Source organism: Microcoleus sp. POL10_C6 (assembly GCF_036701585.1).
Taxonomy (GTDB): domain Bacteria; phylum Cyanobacteriota; class Cyanobacteriia; order Cyanobacteriales; family Microcoleaceae; genus Microcoleus.
The window spans coordinates 1-17,446 of the sequence record NZ_JAUBRB010000091.1 but is presented as its reverse complement, the minus strand read 5'-3'; the positions used below and the strand labels follow the sequence as shown (position 1 = coordinate 17,446).

Below are 17,446 nucleotides of genomic sequence, written 5' to 3'. Positions count from 1 at the left end.
ACTGAATCTGTCTTGAGTACTCGTTCTTGTCGGATTCCTCCTTCTCTTCTGCCACGCTAACCCCGTGAACTTCTACGGTACAGGACAGGGTGATCTTGTTTGGGACAGAATGAAAAATGACGAAACTTGGGAGTTGTTTCTGGACTGCTTATGGGGATATCAGTACGTGCAGCAACGATCTCCTTTAATACCAGAATTAAGTGATGCTCTTTATGATGTTACTCAAGGGATTACAGATTTCGCGGTTAAAGTATATATGCTGGCGCAAGTTCGGGCGATCGCCACTGGAGAAGAAGCTGTAACTGCACAGGGAATTCGCTTGGCTGCTCAGGAAAGTTTGCGGATGGCTAATCCTATCCTGCAAGCCCTGAGAACAGGTGATACTCGGATACTGCATACTGTCGAAGATGTGTATCCCATTAATTTAGATTCGTTTTTGCAAGAAGCCCAAAGCAAGCTGAATAAGGCTGAACAACTCGAAGCATTGACTAGAACAAGAAAGGTATCGAGTGCTAAAGAATCATCACCGACTAAGGCAATTTCTCAACCTGAAACAGTAACAAAGACTGTTGAGACTCCACCCAAGACTTCTAAAACGCGAAATAAGAAAAATTTAGCCGCAGATAGCTTACCTGCAATTGCGGCGATAGGAGAGAAACAAAAGCTCACTGCCTATGAGGCTCTCAAACAGGCAGGTTTGATTCGTCCGGCAACTGAGTATTTACTAGAGGAGGTTGGCTAATGATTGGCTGCTTTCCCGATCCTTATCCTGATGAATTACTTTATAGTGTTTGCGCTCGTTTCCATGAACGAGTTCAGTATCCTAATAAGAAGAATACCCTTCGGGAATTGTTTGGTGATGAAGCTGCGATCGCAGTTGTCGATCTTCCTAGCAATCTGAGAAATCTTGCCTCAGCATTACCTGCTGGAAGTCCCTACACAGTTGAAAGGTTAATTAATCAACAGACCCTACTACCCTTCTTTGCCCCTTTTCTCCATCCCAAACAATTTCGACAGCTTTGGGCAGATATGGAAGGTTCGCGTGGCCCAGCTATTCATATGCGTTCTGGATTAATGGCTAGTGTAGTTCAGCCTCCAGAATGGTTGAGGTTTTGTCCTGAATGCGTTCAAGAAGATAAACAGCAATTTAGTGAGTCCTACTGGCATCGTCTTCATCAAATACCAGGAGTAGAAATTTGTCCTCAGCACCAAGTTCGATTAGTTGATAGCCAAGTTCGGGTACAGAATCCTACTACTCGTCATGAATTTATTACAGCAGAGCAAGGAATAAAGTTACCAAAATCTCAGTCATATACTCTAAAATATTCGCATCACAATATCCTATTAAAGATTGCTCAAAATGCTACTTGGCTTTTAGAAGAACATCTTTCGCCGCCAGGATTAACTATTCTACTCAAACGTTACCGAGAGTTGCTGGCAGAGCGCGACTTAGCAACTTATAGCGGTAGGGTAAGGGTGAGTAAGCTGCTAGAAGAGTTTAAACGCTTCTATCCAGATGAGCTACTACAAAGACTTCAGTGTGAAATTGATACAGAAAGCGAGCATAGCTGGTTGTTGCGCTTAGTGCGATCGCCAAAAGGTTCTCAGCATCCATTACGCCACCTGCTACTAATTCAATTTTTGGATCATAATGCCGAGTCATTCTTTAAACTTCCCAAACAATTTAAACCCTTTGGTACAGGGCCTTGGCTATGTCTAAATCGGACTGCTAGCCATTACCGTCAGCCTGTAATTGAAGAATGCGAAATAACCTACAGTCAAGAGCATGGTAAACCAATAGGCACTTTTTGCTGTACTTGTGGATTTAGTTATTGCCGTACTGGGCCAGATCGGACAGAAGAAGATCGATTACGCATTACTAAAATCCGAGCTTTTGGTTCTATATGGGAGAATACCCTTAGAGAACTTTGGCAAGACCCAACTTTTAGCCTCCGAGGAATATCTCGTCAGCTAGGTGTCGATCCAACTACTGTCAAACTCCATGCTGCGGCACTATCTCTAGATTTTCCCCGCCACAGTAAGCGGCAAACTAATCAGAGTCAAAGGAAATTAGTTGGGAGTGAAAGCAAAAAGCAGGCAGTTCCAGAAATTACCTTAGAGAAATATCGCTCAGAATGGCTAACGGCCAGAAAAAATAACCCTGAAGCCGGAAGGAATATCTTACGCAAGCAATTCCAACGAGTTTATACCTGGTTATTAAGGCACGATCGCGAATGGTTGGAAGCCCATCTGCCAGCTATACAGCAGAAAGCGCCTCCTCCTGCTCGTGTGGATTGGGAAAGTCGAGATACTGGATTGGCTGAGTCAATCAAACTGGTAGCGGCAAATCTTTATAGTAAAGTAGGAAAACCAACGCAGATTACAACTGCGGCGATCGCTAGAGAACTGGGTCAATTGGCTCTAATCCAGAAACATCTTGATAAGCTACCTTTAACAGCAAAAATTCTAGCAGACTTAGTTGAAACACGAGAAACCTTTGCAGTCCGGCGAATTCAATGGGTGGTAGAGTGTTACCGCCAAGAGGGTATTTGTCCGCAAAGATGGCAGCTTGTTCGTCGCGCAGGGCTACGTCCAGAGGTAGAATTGCTACCATCCGTACCAAATGCTATTAATGAAGCTTTGGATGTTCTAAAGCAGATCCCGCACCAACATGGCAGAGATTGTCCGCCTCAGCGAATGGCCCTTTGATGAAGATGAATTTGTTACTCTGTGGTGGCTACGATCGCCCTGGCGAGAGTCTACCCATCGGCAATGGCGCACGACTGCGGTCTTCAAACAAGAGTCAGGTGAATACAGAGAGGTGGATTTTCCTTGGGGATTAATATCTTGGCTGCGATTGGGGCAAGTTTTTCAAAATGGGCAACCTATTTGGAATCAGACAACGGGTGATGTCTTTAAACTCGTTATTCCTGACTCATCCTCGGCTACCCTATCCGAAGCAGCAGACATCCCGATGCTTGCTAATTATCTGCTTGAAGGCGAAAGTAATCTAGAAGAGTATTGCCTCAAGTTTCAAACCCAAAAAGGTATTACGCTTGTCCTTCTTGTATTAGAGTGTATTCGAGCTTTTTTGGTTCAGAATAAAACATTAGCGTTTGGATTATTGGAACCCAACTATTTTGAGCGTGTAATTACTCGAAATGAAATTATCGACAGAAAAATATTTTTAGATTTTTCCCAAGATATAGCTAAAAAAGTCTTAAGTAAACCTTTTGCTTTTTGTGTGGCGCGGTTGTTGCATGACTCATCGTTTCGCTCTGCATGGGATCGGGTGTATCGCGATCGCCTCAGCCAAGCCTCACAGGTAAATTGGAATACTTCGATACCACTGATGACAAATTTACCAAGTTTTAGTTCTACTTGGCACGTCAGAGGTCTGCTAACGGGGCAAATCTTATGGATTCAGCAAATTTTGGAAGTTGCACCTGCGCGATCGCTACCTTTCTCAGAACTTGAGTTTACCCATCCTCGACTCAAAAAGCGAGAGTACGTTGCAAAACCAGCCGCTAAGCGACAGAGGAAACCCAAAACTGTTGAGGAAAAATTAATTGAAATTGAAGCAAGCCCTCCTAATACTTCAAAACCAGACCGTAACCTTCCTCGTTTGAGAAGCTCGATTATTGAAAAGCAGAAGCTCAAAATTACTCAAACGGGGGCAAGTTCCATCACTGTTACAAAGCCAACTGCTGATGTCTCCAATGGTGTTGACAATCAAGACTTGGAACCGCTTTTGAAAAGCCAAATTGTTAATGTTGCTGATGCAGGAGTAGGTGGGCAAAATCCGCCTGCCGAATTTGCCCTTCGTTCGCCGATGGATATCTTTATTGCAACAGACGATGGGCTCGATGAGTTTGCCGAAGCGATCCGCTTTCTTGATGAGAGGCATTGGGATATCTCAGTTACTTGGGAAGTGCGAGAGTTGGCTAAAGAAACTCCGTTTGCAAAAATAGTCGATCGCGTTAGAAAGTTTGCTCTGGTAAAGCTGGAAAGCTCAGGGCTGCGTTCTTGCTGGATACTGGAGTTTGGTAGACCTGATAATTTCTCGATTTCTACACTGATTTTTTCCCTATCTACACAAAATGTTAAAGCACAACATGAAGAGATTCTGGATAGACTGTTTACTCAAGCTTTACTCCCTCAAGGTGGATGGCAGCGTAGTGTATTTGAAAAGCTCCAAGGGGAAATATATGGGTTGGTCTTTGCTCTGACTAAACATACCAGTAGCTCTACTGAAGATTGGGGAGAAAGATTATACAAGAATGCCAAACAAATTATGAATTTGTAAGTTGGTTTATGAGCTTTCAAAGACCAGTAAACTGTGCAAATAGTTCAGCTATTTCTGCTTCATTACTCTATTGCGAATGACAAGTAACTGCTCTTAAGAATACCGTCATAAATTTTACCTTTCTGGCTATTTCTACGCTCTGCAAGCATATCTTCTAGGATGTCTTTTAAGTCCTGCTCGTTTAATTCGCCTAATCTTCGACGCAGCCTACGCCCTTCACGGGGTGACAACGCCGTGAACCGGATCAAGTCAAAGGAGCGATCGCCAATCTTTCGATGCTTTCCTACACCGGAAAAGATGATTTCCTGAGCTAAATTTGACTGCGGAGCAAGTATTTGCAGTTGGACGCTAGCGATCGCTCTCTCTCGTATATCAAATAAATTAAGTTCACCTATTGCCAGCATCGTTCCTCCCACATTCGCCCCTTCCCAACAATCACTTTTCCCCCAAACGATCGCCCACCTTTATTGTTGAGATGACAAGGTGTTGTCCATAGGGTTATCGCTCACGATCGCCTCTGACAACTAATTTGCTGTTGGGTTTCCGGTGTCAACTTAACCTACAGGTGAGCGATTGCACTTTTTTAGACCAATCTCGCAAGACTGAGATCGCACTTTCTTACCCAAATTATTGAAAACTGCGATCGCAATTTCAATCAGAGGCCCATACAATCTGAAACACTTTTATGTGTTGGGAAGCAGAAGGAAACCAAATTACGGATGATCGATCGCACTTTACTCAAACTCATCGCCTCGGATGTCGTCATCGATCAGGCGTATGCTTGGCTATGCGAGAAGCGATCGCACTATCACTTCAACTCAGATGTGTGGCAGGTGCGGCGCTGGTGGGAGGAGAAAAAACCGCAGCTAATGGCTCTATTACAGTCGGGACGCTATCAGTTTCGCGAATTACGAGCGATTTGGGGTCAGGGGCAGAAAATCGAGGTTTGGTCGGCGTTGGATGCGCTGGTGTTGAAGGCGATGGCGATTGTTTTATCGGCACACCTCAAACCTCATCTGTCTCTGCGGTGTTTTCATTTGGCGGGTAGTGGGGGGATGAAGGCGGCGGTGCCAGAGGTGGCGGCAAATGTGGCAGATCACCCGTTTGTTTTTAGCACTGATGTTAAGGGCTACTATGCCAGTATTAATCATCAGATACTTATGGGAATTGTGGGGCGTTATGTGCAAAATGAGGCGGTTTTGGCGTTGCTACGGGGCTATTTACGGCGGTATGTCAATGATGGGAGCAAGTTCATCGATATTACCCAGGGGATCTCCTTGGGGTGTCCGTTGTCGCCCTTGATGGGGGCGCTGTATTTGAAGCCGTTGGATGACCGGATGGCGGAGTTGGGCTGGTTTTACGTCCGTTTTATGGATGATTGGGTTGTCCTTGCACCAACGCGGTGGAAGCTACGGAAGGCGATTCAGGCGGTGGGTGAGGAGTGGAGTTGGTTTGCGGTTGGGGCTTAGTTGTTGTCGATTGGGAAGGGGGGCAATGCTGCTGCATTTGCTTCCGTTATATCGAGGGGCTACAACACGTGTATCGTTGGTGTTGGTGGGTGTCGCCTACGCTTCCCACATAGACTCAGGGATTCGCCTGACCTTTCCAGTGCTCGCGTTCATTTCCCCCTCTTTCGCTACACCTCGTCGTCCAAATCTGACATTTCTGAATCTGATGAGCTATCTCCTGAGTCTTCGCCTCCAGAGCCGGATTGCAGCCACAGGATTAACGCTTCGAGCATCCGGTTCGCATCGGACGCCTCGAGCGGACTCGCTCCACTCAGATCTATTGTCGATAATTTTTGCCGTTTTCCCCCACCTCCTGTAGTTCGCACCAGCTCGATCACGTCATCCGCTGCTTTCTTCCTTGTTTCTCCTTTTCCTGCGATCATTGCTCGCGTGATCACTTTGCCTACTCCATACACACTTCCAGGATTTAGTTCCATATATTTGTGCAACTCTTTCAACTTTCCTGATAAGGGGCCTGGTTTATGGAGCCCCTTCCACAGTTTTGTGACTTGCCTCAAATAATTCGTCCTTTCTCTTCGCGTATTGAGCCAATTTTTCCCCTTCGTCTGCCGCGCTCTTTCTCTATACATATGGTTCATTTGCCTCGGTCTCGGTAGGGCCGATGAGCCTATCAGCTTCTGTGGGTCTCTTCCTACTGCCTCTCCCACCCCCATGATCGTTCCTTTGGTGATGTGCGCTACAGTATGCGGCCCTTGGTTGCTTGTGTTCGTACTATAGCCGTACGTTGTCCTTGAGCGCCGATAGTTATACTTTTTTTTGCCTCGTGATTTTCCTATCACGCCGACCGCAAACTCCAAGTCAGGGTCGGTGTAAATGCCCCTATTCTGATCATACGTACATTTACCTGAACCTACCGGGATAAATCGGTTGCTATCTGGTTTCGGATATTTATCTGTATCTCCAGGCGCTGTCTTCCCTTGCTTCCATGTCTTTCCATCATGCTCCCATATTGTTCTTTGCACAACTTCCCCAGGCACTCTACCCTCTTTTGTTTCGATTGCGGGGTGTTGCGGTAGATTCTTCTGCGTTGTTTGTGCTCGCGACACCGCTATTCCATTCTGCTGCACTACATGACTCAACTCATGCGCCAACAACTCCTGCCCGTTCCGACTCGACGGAGCATACGCCCCCTGCCGAAAAAACATATCATGCCCCGTCGTAAACGCCAACGCATTTATCCTTCTGTTCAACTGATCCGAAAGAGCATCCGTATGCACCTTGACCCCTCGAAAATCTGCTCCCATCGCCTGCCCCATTGACCGTTGCAGTCCTGCCTCTAATGGCTGTCCACTTCCCCTGGCTCTGTTAATCGCGGTGTCCAAATCTGTTGAAGCTTCCCCACCTGCGATCGCTTCCATTCGTTGTAGTGAGCTATTCTCCGGTTTTGCCTGAATTTCTTCCTCTTCCGGGGCTTCGGTTCGCTGTACAGACTGCCCTTGAGATGACTGGACTGAAGCGGGGGCATTGATTTGTTGTACCACCTCGGATGCTACCCGATCGGCTTCCTGTTCATATCGGTCATTCGGTTGCCCGATCGTCAGCTTTGCCTGAATTGGAAACAGCGACGATGCTACCCCTAACTCTCCCGACAACCCCGAAAATTGCGGTCGTCGAGAGATGTCATGAATCGGCTCAATTGCAGCACTGTCTTCCGGTTGTTTTGTCACCCGCGAAGCAGAAATCGATCCTCCCAGCGTTCTCGCAACTGCGTGGTCCTTTCCCCGGCTATGGTGCAAAATTCCCATTATTACTGCCCTCGATAAAAGTTACTAAAATCTGCCCCGCCCCATGACGGCAATCTCCCTAGTCGTACGCTCGATGCCCCCAGCAAAAACGAAGATTCGCTACACTTCTACGCCGTTTTTACTTTGCTCGTTGTTACAATTTTCAACTGGTTGCCATAGGGACTTTGCATCATATCCCCCTGCACCAGTACCTTTTTTTGCAACTTGGTACTCTTTGCCGTCAGCTTCACCGTTTCCTGCCCCGTTACCGTCACGGGTCCAGAAGGGGTCGTCTGAACCCCCGTAAACATAAACTTGCATTCCGCTTCATAAATCACAGATTGCCCCCCCACCTTCAGCTTGGGGTATGCCTTCACCTGTACTGGCAGTGCCGTCCAGGCTCCAGTCTGTGCGGGTGAGTAGGGCATTGCACCTGGTACGGCAATCACGTTTCCTTCAAGAGCGATCGGCTTTCCCATAATCAGAACCTCTTACTGAAGTCATTCGTTTATCATCAACACCTGAACTAGCGATACCCAAGATGTTTCATCAAGAGCAGCCATTGCTATATGCAAGATGAAACCAAACCGTGTCAGGATGAAACGAATGTTTTGATCTAGCCTGCAAACTCCTTCACCATAACTCGGATTATGCCATCTCTCTCTAAGTCGCCTCTAGACGAGTTGTTGCCGGCTCTCTATTTGCTCGATGGTCTGCTAGACCGCAGCCTAGAGTTGGCAGAAACGCTGCATAGCAGCGGGGAAAAAGCAGCAACACTTCAAAATCCAGGCAGTCTCCGCCAGACCGAACTTGCCCTTCCTCCTGGCTATCCTCGCTACAGCCCCGCCCAATCCACTGAAATGCCATCGAGTCAAATCCAGCCTGCTTCCCGGTTAGGGCTGCTGCAACAGCAATTTGGCTTGTCTGCCTTTGACTTAGATGTGATTCTGATTGCTCTAGCCCCAGAACTCGATCGCCGCTATGAGCAAATCTACGCCTACTTACTGCAAGATGGGCGCAGCGTTCGTCCCAACGTTAACCTGGTTTTGAATTTACTGTGCACCGATGCAGGGGAGAAACTACAACGCCGATCGCACTTTGCTCCCACATCCCCGTTGCTGCATCACGATCTGCTGCACCTCTCTCCGCCCCAGCCCACCAATCATTCATCCCTACTGGCGCAAGAGATCAGTCTCGATCCGGCGATCGCACGTTATCTCCTGAATGAAACGAGATTAGATGCCGACCTCAGCCCCAGTTGCTCACTCATCCTGGCAACAATGCCGCCAGAACAAACAAACCTCCCTGCCTCACTGGTGCAGCAGATCCGTGCGATCGCCCAAAGCTCTTCTCCCACTCACCCCCTCCGGCTGTATCTGCAAAGTACCGATGCCGTTACAACCCAACAGTTTGCTCAAGAGCTTGCCCAGCAACTGAACTGCCCCTTACTAACCGTCGATTTAAAGGTCTTATTGCAGCAACCGGAACAATTCCGACAACGACTCCGGCGACTGGGGCGAGATGCCTGGTTGCAAAATACAGTCCTTTATCTGCACCCAGTTGATAGCCTGCATCAAGACACCACCAGCCATTTATATTCGCTTTTAATTAACCTGCTGGCAGAAACCAATACCCCGATCGTTGTTGCCGGTCGTCAACCCTGGCAGCCTCCTGGCGATCGCAGTTTAGGCATGGTGACGATTCCCCTTGCTGCGCCTAATTTTAGCGATCGCTGTACCTGCTGGAAAGCTCATTTAGCCGCAGCGGGGCTAGCTGTCGAACCATCCACCATTGCTGACTTAGCCGATCGATTTCGCCTCACGTCTACCCAAATTCAAGATGCGATCGCCACGACTCAAAACAAGTTAGCCTACGGGCTAGAATCAGCCTCGATCGAAGCTGCATTGTTTCAGTCTGCTCGAAATCAATCAGGGCATCATCTCAACAGGCTGACCCAGCCGATCCAGCCCCGGTATGATTGGTCAGATATAGCGTTGCCAGCGGTGCAGTCTGAACAGCTTCAGGAAATCTGCATCCATCTGCAACATCGACATACTGTATTTGAAACCTGGGGATTCGATCGCAAACTATCCTTGGGCAAAGGAGTCAACGCCCTGTTTGCTGGTTCTTCTGGAACCGGCAAAACGATGGCGGCAGAAGTCATTGCTAAGTCGCTCCAGCTAGACCTCTACCGCATTGATTTGTCCCAAGTTGTGAGTAAATACATTGGCGAAACTGAGAAAAACCTCAGCCAGATTTTCACTGCTGCGGCAAGCGCAAACGCCATCCTTTTATTCGACGAAGCCGATTCTCTATTTGGTAAACGCACTGAGATTAAAGACTCCCACGATCGCTACGCCAACATTGAAGTGGGTTACTTATTGCAGCAAATGGAAGCCTATGAAGGTTTAGCCATTCTTACCACGAACCTGAAAAGCAATCTAGATGAGGCCTTTATCCGGCGCTTACGGTTCATTGTGGACTTTCCCTTACCATCGATTCAAGAACGAGCCCGAATTTGGCAAAACATCTGGCCCCATTCTCTGCCCCTTGACTCAGAAATCAATTGGAGTGTTTTAGCTAAACAGTTTGATGTAACTGGGGGAAACATTCGTAACATTGCCCTAGCGGCTGCATTCCTGGCTGCCAACGAAGGAACCAAAGTAAACATTTCCCATATTGAACAGGCGATCTGCCGCGAATATCAAAAGATGGGCAAACCCATCATGAATGAAGCCTTCGACTACCTACCTCAAACCGCTAGCAAACGTTGAAATACCTACCCAAAAAACAACATCACATAAATTCAGAATATAGGTGTTAAGAATTATAAATAATAATTTACATTTTTTAAGCTTAGATAAGAAATGTTTAGTTTGTCTTTGAGTATGGTAAGAATGGTTTAAATTGTATGGAATCATGAAATTAATAATGTAAACTGAGTAAACTATTTTTTCTAATAAGCAGTAGCTCATTTGATATGTTTAACTCAATCGGCGTAAGTCCCACGCTATAAAGGTACTCCGTTTAGCGCGGGACTTACGCCGAGCAAGGTCTGTGAAAAAGATCGACAATTCCCCGATTTTCTAACAGAAACGTGTAAGATATAAGTGGTTGCGACCCACCCACTCGACTGCAAACAATAGGTCACAGTAGCAGTAATATGCTTGACCTCGGATAACTGCGAGATAAAGGGGGAAAGAACAGACCGCTGGTTGGTAAGGTAACGCCCTGCTGTAAAAAATAAGCCATGTTTGTTGCACGAACAAAAATTTTGCCTTGGAAAACAGGGCTTCTGCGTGGGTTCCCTACGAAGGGATAAAGGCTGCAAAGCTTTCTTATGCTGTGTAAGACTCCGATCGTCTTCAGTAACGAATACTCGGTAACGGGTATTTCCAACTGAGCAATGGCAGATGAGACACGAAGCCCGAACTATAACGGTACTCCGTTTAGTTTGGGTATTTCACGCTAATTCATAAATAGGTAATAGGCGTTAAAAATGCTTTATGATCTAGATCTGACGATTGAAGAATTTCTAAAAGCTGAACTGCCTAATCTATTTGGAGATAGTGTTTCTACAACGCCGATCGCAATCACTTTTGTGACGCCTATAGAATCTATAGTTACGCCTCCGGCGCTTAATTTGTTTCTTTACGATATTCGAGAAAACCAAGAACTCCGCAGTGGCAGTTGGTCTGTGACTCGGAAAAACGATGGAACAGCAACGCGAGAGCCTCCTTTGGTACGAATCGATTGTTCATATTTAATCACCTGCTGGACAACTGACTCTAAAGATTTCGCAACAGAACACCGGATTCTAGGTGAAGTGATGCAGGTATTAATGAGCTATCCGAGATTACCCTCAACTGTATTGCGGGGAAGATTGGCAGGTAGTGATCTGCCTTTAAAAACTTCAGTCTTGGGACAGGCGAAGTTACAAAACTTCGGCGAGTTTTGGCAAGCTATGGGAGGTAAGCCCAAAGCAACCCTCAACTACACCGTTACTATTCCTGTAACTGTCGGTGAAAATGTCGCAACTGTACCTCTTGTTAGAGATAAGCAAATTCAGCTAGAGCCAATTTAGGGGAAACAGTGACCAATACATCATCGCGTAAATTGGATATAGTTCGTCATCAAGTTGCGATCGCTGGACAAGTCAGCGATAAAGAAACTGGTCTGACTATTGGCAATGCGATCGTCGAAATTACGGCAATGCCTGAGAAATTTAAAACCAAGCGATCGCTCCAAGCATTACAGTATGGTTCTGAGTGGGAAACTTTATTGAAACGCTGCGATCGGACCACAACTGCCCCTGATGGTTTCTTCTATTTTATCGATTTACCTCCCGGTGAATATACTTTAACAGCTTCCCTTCCGGGTGCTGCGACGCGCTACAAACAGGCCAAAACTACTGTAACTCTTCCACCTCCCCCGGAAGATATCCCAAATTCACCTAAGTTTTCATTGGCAAATCTCACATTGTCCCCCTCGGGAATTCGGGGGAAAGTGACCGACTTGCAGGACGTGGCGATCGCGCGAGTCAATGTCAAAATTCTAGGAAGTGGTGAATCTACTACCACCGACGCTCAAGGAAACTATCAGCTAATTGGTTTAGAAGCGCCAAAAACAGAAGGAGATCAGCGTCAAGTAAAAGTTGTTTTCTCGGCTAAAGGATATCGAGAAATAATAGAAGATTTGCAGTTTAGTTTGGGAGAAGTGTTAGAAGATAAAAAAATTAAATTAACCAAACAAAATGGTACACTCGTACCGAAAAATAACACAAGCTAGGTTGTAGTTGTCAAGACTTTAGGTTGTTTGGAGATGACCATTGGTGTCAACTTAATGTCAAACGTAGTATCAGGCTTTATTGTGAAGATTGGCGCTTCGCTCCCCCCGGCGCCAAAAGGGCAGAATGTCTTGGCATGGTCCTACTAACTGGGGGACAAGAGTAGCCAAGAACTAAAATATTTTCTAAAAAAGTTATCTCAGGAGTCAATAGAATGGCATATGATTCTCCCGGTGTCTATGTTGAAGAAGTTCCATCAGGCAGCGCTCCCATTGCGGGGGTAGGTACGAGTACCGCTGGATTTATTGGTCGGATCGTTTCTACCAGTTCCGGTAGCACCATTCCTCCCGCTGCGACATCACCGTCATCAGCGGTACCCGTACAGGCGGGAGTCGGTATCGTTTCTACCAGTTCCGGTAGCACCACTCGCGCTGCCACATCAGCAACATCAACGACATCCGATCGGGCGGAAGTCGGTGAGGTAAAATTATGTACCAACTTCACAGAATTTAAGAAGTTTTTTGGCGACTTTTCCAGCGATGTAAATCAAAGTAATTTAGCTCATGCTGTTTACGGTTTCTTCAGCAATGGTGGAACGCGCTGCTATGTCGTGCAGGTTGATGAGATCGCCACAGCACTCGAAAAATTTGAGGCGATAGATGAAATTGCGATTGTTGCCGCACCGGGAATTACAGACAAAAATTTCCTCCAAAACATCTGCGAACATTGTAAAACAATGGGCGATAGATTTGCAATTTTAGATAGTTCAGAGGAAATCAATTTGGGTAGTTTGAGTTATGAAGATGCAAAAAAAAATCTACCTGACAACTCAGATTATGCCGCGCTTTATTTCCCTTGGATTCAAGTGGTTGACCCCGCTACCAAAGCGCCAAAATACGTGCCTCCCAGCGGTCATATGGCTGGAGTTTACGCTCGCGTAGACACGCAGCGAGGCGTTCACAAAGCACCCGCAAACGAAGTCGTTTTTGGTGCAACTGGGCTGAAATATAGCATCAGTAAAAGTAAGCAAGACGGACTGAACCCGAAAGGAATTAACTGCATCCGCAACCTCAATGGTAATATCAGGGTGTGGGGTGCGCGGACATTGGGGGGTGAAGATAACAAAGAATTCACATATATCAACATCCGTCGCTTGTTTAACTATCTACGCGAGTCGATCGACGAAGGAACGCAGTGGACAGTTTTCGAGCCGAATTCTCCCGAACTTTGGGCGCGAATTAGCCGCAACTTGACCGCTTTTCTAACCACGGTGTGGCGTAGGGGAGCTTTATTCGGGAACGCACCGGAACAAGCTTTTTTCGTCAAGTGCGATGAAGAAACCAACCCACCGGAGTTGCGCGATTTGGGACAAGTGGTAACTATTATCGGTGTTGCGGTAGTGAAACCAGCAGAATTTGTCATCTTCCGCATCAGTCAATGGAAGGATAGTGGGAAATAGGCTAATTATTAATCACTCATTACCAAAGGCGAACAATGCAAATGAGCGATCGCATACCCGGTGTTTATTTAGAGCAACAAGTCCCGATACAAGCTCCTGAATTCCTAACAGGTGTCCCGGCTTTTTTAGGGTTGGTGGGGAACGTTTTTGCGGACGGAAATAACCCCGAACCGATCGCACTTTGGACTCAGTTTGTTGATCGCTTTGGTCTTGGTTCTGACTTGTCTCCGAACTATCTGGCGTATGCGGTGCGCGGTTTTTTTGAAAATGGCGGACGGCTGTGCTACATAGTTCCCCTCGCATTCCCCAATCGCAACTCGTTTGATGAGGCATTCTTAAACGGATTGAAAAAAGGATTGGAGGCGATCGAATCTATCAATACGATCGACCTCCTCTGCATTCCCGATCTCATGCGCCAGGAACTATCAGCATCCACTCGGATCACCGCCATTGGACAAGTGTTGCAACATTGCTCCACAATGGGCGATCGCTTTGCCATTTTGGATGCGATGGGGGGTTGGAACCTAAAATTAGTCGGACTTTCCAATGTCGAACCTGTCAATGCAGCCGCCTATGCACCTTGGCTGAGAGTGGAGGCACTTTCGGGGAGTCAGCAGTCCGGTGCTTCAACCGAACTCGTTCCGCCTTGCGGTCATGTTGCGGGAATTTACGCTAAAAGCGATCGGGCAGGTGGCGTGCGGCGATCGCCTGCTAATTACCCCCTAGAAGGAATTCTCGACTTAGAACCCAGCCGGATCGAAATCGCATCTCCAACCCCCTTACCCGGTACGAACCATCTGCAAGCTTTCAGGGGTCGGGGAATCAGGATTTGGGGCGCGTCCACCCTAAGTCAACACCCAGATTGGCAGTACATCAGCGTGCGGCGATTATTTTTGACCGTCCATCGCTGGGTGCAGTTCTATCTCACTGATGTCGCCTTCGAGCCGAATGACTTCAGATTATGGATTCGGATCGGCCGAGAATTAAACGCTTACTTCGAGTCTTTATTTCAACAAGGCGCGCTCAAAGGTCGTACTCTACAGGAGGCATTTTATGTGAAATGCGATGCACAAACCAATCCGCCCGAAGTCCGAGATTCGGGAAAGGTGGTGACAGAAATTGGCTTAGCACCTACCGTTCCGAGCGAGTTTATTATCATTCGTCTCGTACATGGAAGCAGCGGATTAACAGTAAATAGTGAATAGTCGATCGTTGATAATTGTTTAATTTCTTTCTGGTCTTTTTTCTACTCTATCCATAATTAGGACATTTTATTATGCCACCAGTTAAGCCTCCACATCAACCTGACCCCTATGCCAGCTATCAATTCTATGTCGAATGGAATGGGATTATTCATGCTGGGTTTCGGGAATGTATGGGATTGAATGCCAGCCAAACGGCGACAGAATATCGCGAGGGAACTGATCCGCCAACGAAGCGCAAAATTCCAGGCTTGGTCAACTACGGAAATGTGACGTTGAAGCGGGGAATTACTAGCAACAGCGAGCTCTGGAAATGGCGGGAAAACTTGATGAAAGGTAATGCCGAACGTCGCGAAATTTCCATTGTTTTGTTAGACCATACCGGAACGGAAAAAATTCGCTGGAATCTAACGAGTTGCTGGCCTGTTACTTGGTCGGGTGCGGACTTAAATGCAACGTCTGAGGAACTGGCGATCGAAACGCTAGAACTCGCTCACGAAGGCATCAGCGTCGGTAAATGGTCGTGACCTGTTTTCATTTTTGATTTGCAATTGTTACTTTTCCCATGATTCAACAAACTGAATTTCCGTTTATATTGCCTCAAGGCTACATCGATTCGGACGGCAGCATTCACCAAGAGGGGATGATGCGGCTGGCGACAGCTTACGATGAGATTTTACCGCTGCGCGACCCCAGGGTACAGGCAAATCCCGGTTATTTAGTAATTATTTTGTTGTCGCGGGTGATTACCAAGCTGGGAACTTTACAACACATTAATCCGAAAACTATTGAGGGTATATTTTCCGCCGATTTGGTCTATTTACAAGACTTCTACCAGCGGATTAACCAAAATGGAAACAGCCGTTTTCAGGTCACTTGTCCCCACTGTCAGGGTGATTTTGAAGTGGAAACTGTCCCGATGGGGGAGTAACGTGCTACCCCTCCGATCGCTTGTTGGAGGAGGTAGCATACATTGCCTATCACTTTCATTGGTCACATCCGCAAGTGATGGCAATGGAGCATTGGGAGCGACAACAGTGGGTGAAGGAAATTGCTAGAATTAATCGGCAGTTAAACGATCAATCGAATTCCTCAACTCCAACCCGTTATTACTAATCTTAACCAGGTTAAATTATGCCTATAAATCTAGGAATGAATGCCGCATTGGCCGCAGGTTCCCAACAATTGAGTAATCGGAACGATCCTTATGTTAGCTATAACTTCTTAGTTGAAATCGAAGGATTGCTGACGGGAGGATTTATGGAAGTGACAGGATTGGATAGCGAGATTCGATTGGAAGAATATCAGGAAGGGGGAATGAATAATTACGTTCACAAATTCCCAACGACAACGGTTTATCCAAACCTCGTTTTAACACGGGGATTAACAGCGATCGATACGTTGTGGAATTGGTATTGGTCGGCAACACAAGGTGTTATCGTGCAGTTGAATGGGACGATTATGCTCCTCGATCGCAAGCGTTTACCGATTACTTGGTGGAATTTCAAAGATGCGTATCCCGTCAAGTGGGTAGGGCCGCAATTTAATGCGAGTAGCGATAGTCAAGTGGCTGTTGAGCGTATTGAATTGGTGCATCGAGGGATTAGTAAACCGCTCGCGGCTCAAGCTGCTGCACTTGCCAGAACGGTTGTTTAATGAAAAGCACAAGTCTTCGCAAGTTTTAGAGCGTACATCCCTATGGCTAGTCATCCGAATTGGCAAGAGAGCTTAAACTCCAAATTAATAGAGCGGCTTGTTCGTCCTCTGATACAACCTGGTGTGATTAGCCGTAAAATGGCTCAGTCAATTGTGCGGAGATCGCAACGTTTTGCGAATCGCTTACCGATGCTGGCGATCGCCGATCGAGGATATGCTACAACCAACTCAAAAGTTGAGCCAGTTCCGATTGTTTACGCTCAAGCTCAGCGTGTTTTAGCGAATTCTATTTCAACAAATTTAGAAAGCAATTCACAACCCTTAGTCAGTGGTGAATCTAGAGCAAGTCAATCTGGAGAAGGTCGATCGAGTAATCAACCGTTTGTCGTTCAAGCGAAGTTTGCTTCGCCAAGTTCCCCCGCAAGCTTGCCGACAAACTTGCCTATAAACGCATCCGAAAGATTAACAGGTTTAACCGATACACAGCCATCTCAAGCTAAGAATTTACCGTTTATTGCTTTAGGTTCACCTCCAACAAACGCACCAGAACAATCACTGCCGATCGTTTCTGCTCAAAATCTGAATTTTAATACAGGGTTTAAAGCTAGAATGACCAGCAATTTATCTCAAGTTGATACGACTCCAACCGATACCAGTGAACCGACGATCATTCAAGCTAAATTTGTTTCACCGAATACTCCACCGAATTTGGATGGTGAAGGAGGCAGTCAAGATTTAACTGGATTTCCTAATATAAAACTGCTGGCGAATGCGGAAGACCTAA

At 46.6% G+C, this 17,446-nt stretch carries 16 protein-coding genes and 1 pseudogene; 14 read left to right on the top strand and 3 right to left on the bottom strand.

Translation table 11 applies throughout. The features are described 5' to 3' along the window. The first annotated feature begins 109 nt into the window (after nucleotides 1–109). From QUA34_RS28530 to QUA34_RS28520, 3 genes are read left to right on the top strand one after another with little or no spacing between them, the layout of a single operon-like run. On the top strand, nucleotides 110–742 hold the full coding sequence (locus tag QUA34_RS28530) for a hypothetical protein (RefSeq protein ID WP_333390701.1): 633 nt from the start codon (nucleotides 110–112) through the stop codon (nucleotides 740–742). Beyond that, entirely contained in the window at nucleotides 742–2,709 is a 1,968-nt protein-coding gene (locus QUA34_RS28525; protein ID WP_333390699.1) for a TnsD family transposase, read from the top strand. The genes QUA34_RS28530 and QUA34_RS28525 overlap by 1 nt, the downstream gene beginning before the upstream one ends. Further along, nucleotides 2,672–4,306 (top strand): hypothetical protein, encoded by a 1,635-nt coding sequence (locus tag QUA34_RS28520; RefSeq protein ID WP_333390696.1) that lies wholly within the window; start codon nucleotides 2,672–2,674, stop codon nucleotides 4,304–4,306. Before QUA34_RS28525 ends, QUA34_RS28520 begins: the two co-directional genes overlap by 38 nt. A gap of 62 nt (nucleotides 4,307–4,368) precedes the next feature. Here QUA34_RS28520 and QUA34_RS28515 read toward each other — a convergent pair whose 3' ends face one another. After that, nucleotides 4,369–4,710, bottom strand: coding sequence for a hypothetical protein (locus QUA34_RS28515; protein WP_333390693.1), 342 nt, complete (start codon nucleotides 4,708–4,710; stop codon nucleotides 4,369–4,371). Nucleotides 4,711–5,025: 315 nt separating this feature from the next. On the opposite strand from QUA34_RS28515, the gene QUA34_RS28510 reads away from it, so the two are divergent. After that, the gene (locus QUA34_RS28510) at nucleotides 5,026–5,775 is read left to right on the top strand and encodes a reverse transcriptase domain-containing protein (RefSeq protein ID WP_333390690.1); all 750 of its coding nucleotides are present in this window, start codon (nucleotides 5,026–5,028) and stop codon (nucleotides 5,773–5,775) included. A gap of 167 nt (nucleotides 5,776–5,942) precedes the next feature. Here the strand turns inward: QUA34_RS28510 and QUA34_RS28505 are convergent, their stop codons facing one another. Further along, nucleotides 5,943–7,580 (bottom strand): DUF4157 domain-containing protein, encoded by a 1,638-nt coding sequence (locus QUA34_RS28505; protein ID WP_333390687.1) that lies wholly within the window; start codon nucleotides 7,578–7,580, stop codon nucleotides 5,943–5,945. Nucleotides 7,581–7,687: 107 nt separating this feature from the next. After that, nucleotides 7,688–8,038, bottom strand: a complete 351-nt coding sequence (locus QUA34_RS28500) for a hypothetical protein (RefSeq protein WP_333390684.1) — start codon at nucleotides 8,036–8,038, stop codon at nucleotides 7,688–7,690. Between the two features lie 171 nt (nucleotides 8,039–8,209). Between QUA34_RS28500 and QUA34_RS28495 the strand changes: the two genes are divergently transcribed. The 10 genes and pseudogenes from QUA34_RS28495 to QUA34_RS28455 all read left to right on the top strand — a co-directional run. Next, nucleotides 8,210–10,333, top strand: coding sequence for an ATP-binding protein (locus QUA34_RS28495; protein ID WP_333390682.1), 2,124 nt, complete (start codon nucleotides 8,210–8,212; stop codon nucleotides 10,331–10,333). 725 nt (nucleotides 10,334–11,058) lie between these two features. After that, on the top strand, nucleotides 11,059–11,643 hold the full coding sequence (locus QUA34_RS28490; protein ID WP_333390680.1) for a DUF4255 domain-containing protein: 585 nt from the start codon (nucleotides 11,059–11,061) through the stop codon (nucleotides 11,641–11,643). 8 nt (nucleotides 11,644–11,651) lie between these two features. After that, nucleotides 11,652–12,347 carry a carboxypeptidase-like regulatory domain-containing protein gene (locus tag QUA34_RS28485; protein WP_333390677.1) on the top strand — a complete coding sequence of 232 codons (696 nt, stop codon included), beginning with the start codon at nucleotides 11,652–11,654 and terminating at the stop codon, nucleotides 12,345–12,347. Nucleotides 12,348–12,559: 212 nt separating this feature from the next. After that, on the top strand, nucleotides 12,560–13,804 hold the full coding sequence (locus QUA34_RS28480) for a phage tail sheath C-terminal domain-containing protein (protein WP_333390674.1): 1,245 nt from the start codon (nucleotides 12,560–12,562) through the stop codon (nucleotides 13,802–13,804). 41 nt (nucleotides 13,805–13,845) lie between these two features. Further along, nucleotides 13,846–15,009 (top strand): phage tail sheath C-terminal domain-containing protein, encoded by a 1,164-nt coding sequence (locus QUA34_RS28475; protein ID WP_333390672.1) that lies wholly within the window; start codon nucleotides 13,846–13,848, stop codon nucleotides 15,007–15,009. Between the two features lie 71 nt (nucleotides 15,010–15,080). Then, a complete protein-coding gene (locus QUA34_RS28470) occupies nucleotides 15,081–15,533 on the top strand; it encodes a phage tail protein (RefSeq protein WP_333390669.1) in 453 nt (150 codons plus the stop codon). Between the two features lie 38 nt (nucleotides 15,534–15,571). Next, the gene (locus tag QUA34_RS28465; RefSeq protein ID WP_333390666.1) at nucleotides 15,572–15,937 is read left to right on the top strand and encodes a phage tail assembly protein; all 366 of its coding nucleotides are present in this window, start codon (nucleotides 15,572–15,574) and stop codon (nucleotides 15,935–15,937) included. Between the two features lie 17 nt (nucleotides 15,938–15,954). Next, nucleotides 15,955–16,122, top strand: a pseudogene (locus tag QUA34_RS30295) (DUF6760 family protein); the annotation flags it as partial. An 18-nt stretch (nucleotides 16,123–16,140) separates the two neighbouring features. Further along, nucleotides 16,141–16,662, top strand: coding sequence for a phage tail protein (locus QUA34_RS28460; protein ID WP_333390665.1), 522 nt, complete (start codon nucleotides 16,141–16,143; stop codon nucleotides 16,660–16,662). A 138-nt stretch (nucleotides 16,663–16,800) separates the two neighbouring features. After that, a partial coding sequence (locus QUA34_RS28455) for a hypothetical protein (RefSeq protein ID WP_333390663.1) occupies nucleotides 16,801–17,446 on the top strand: 646 nt, incomplete at its 3' end.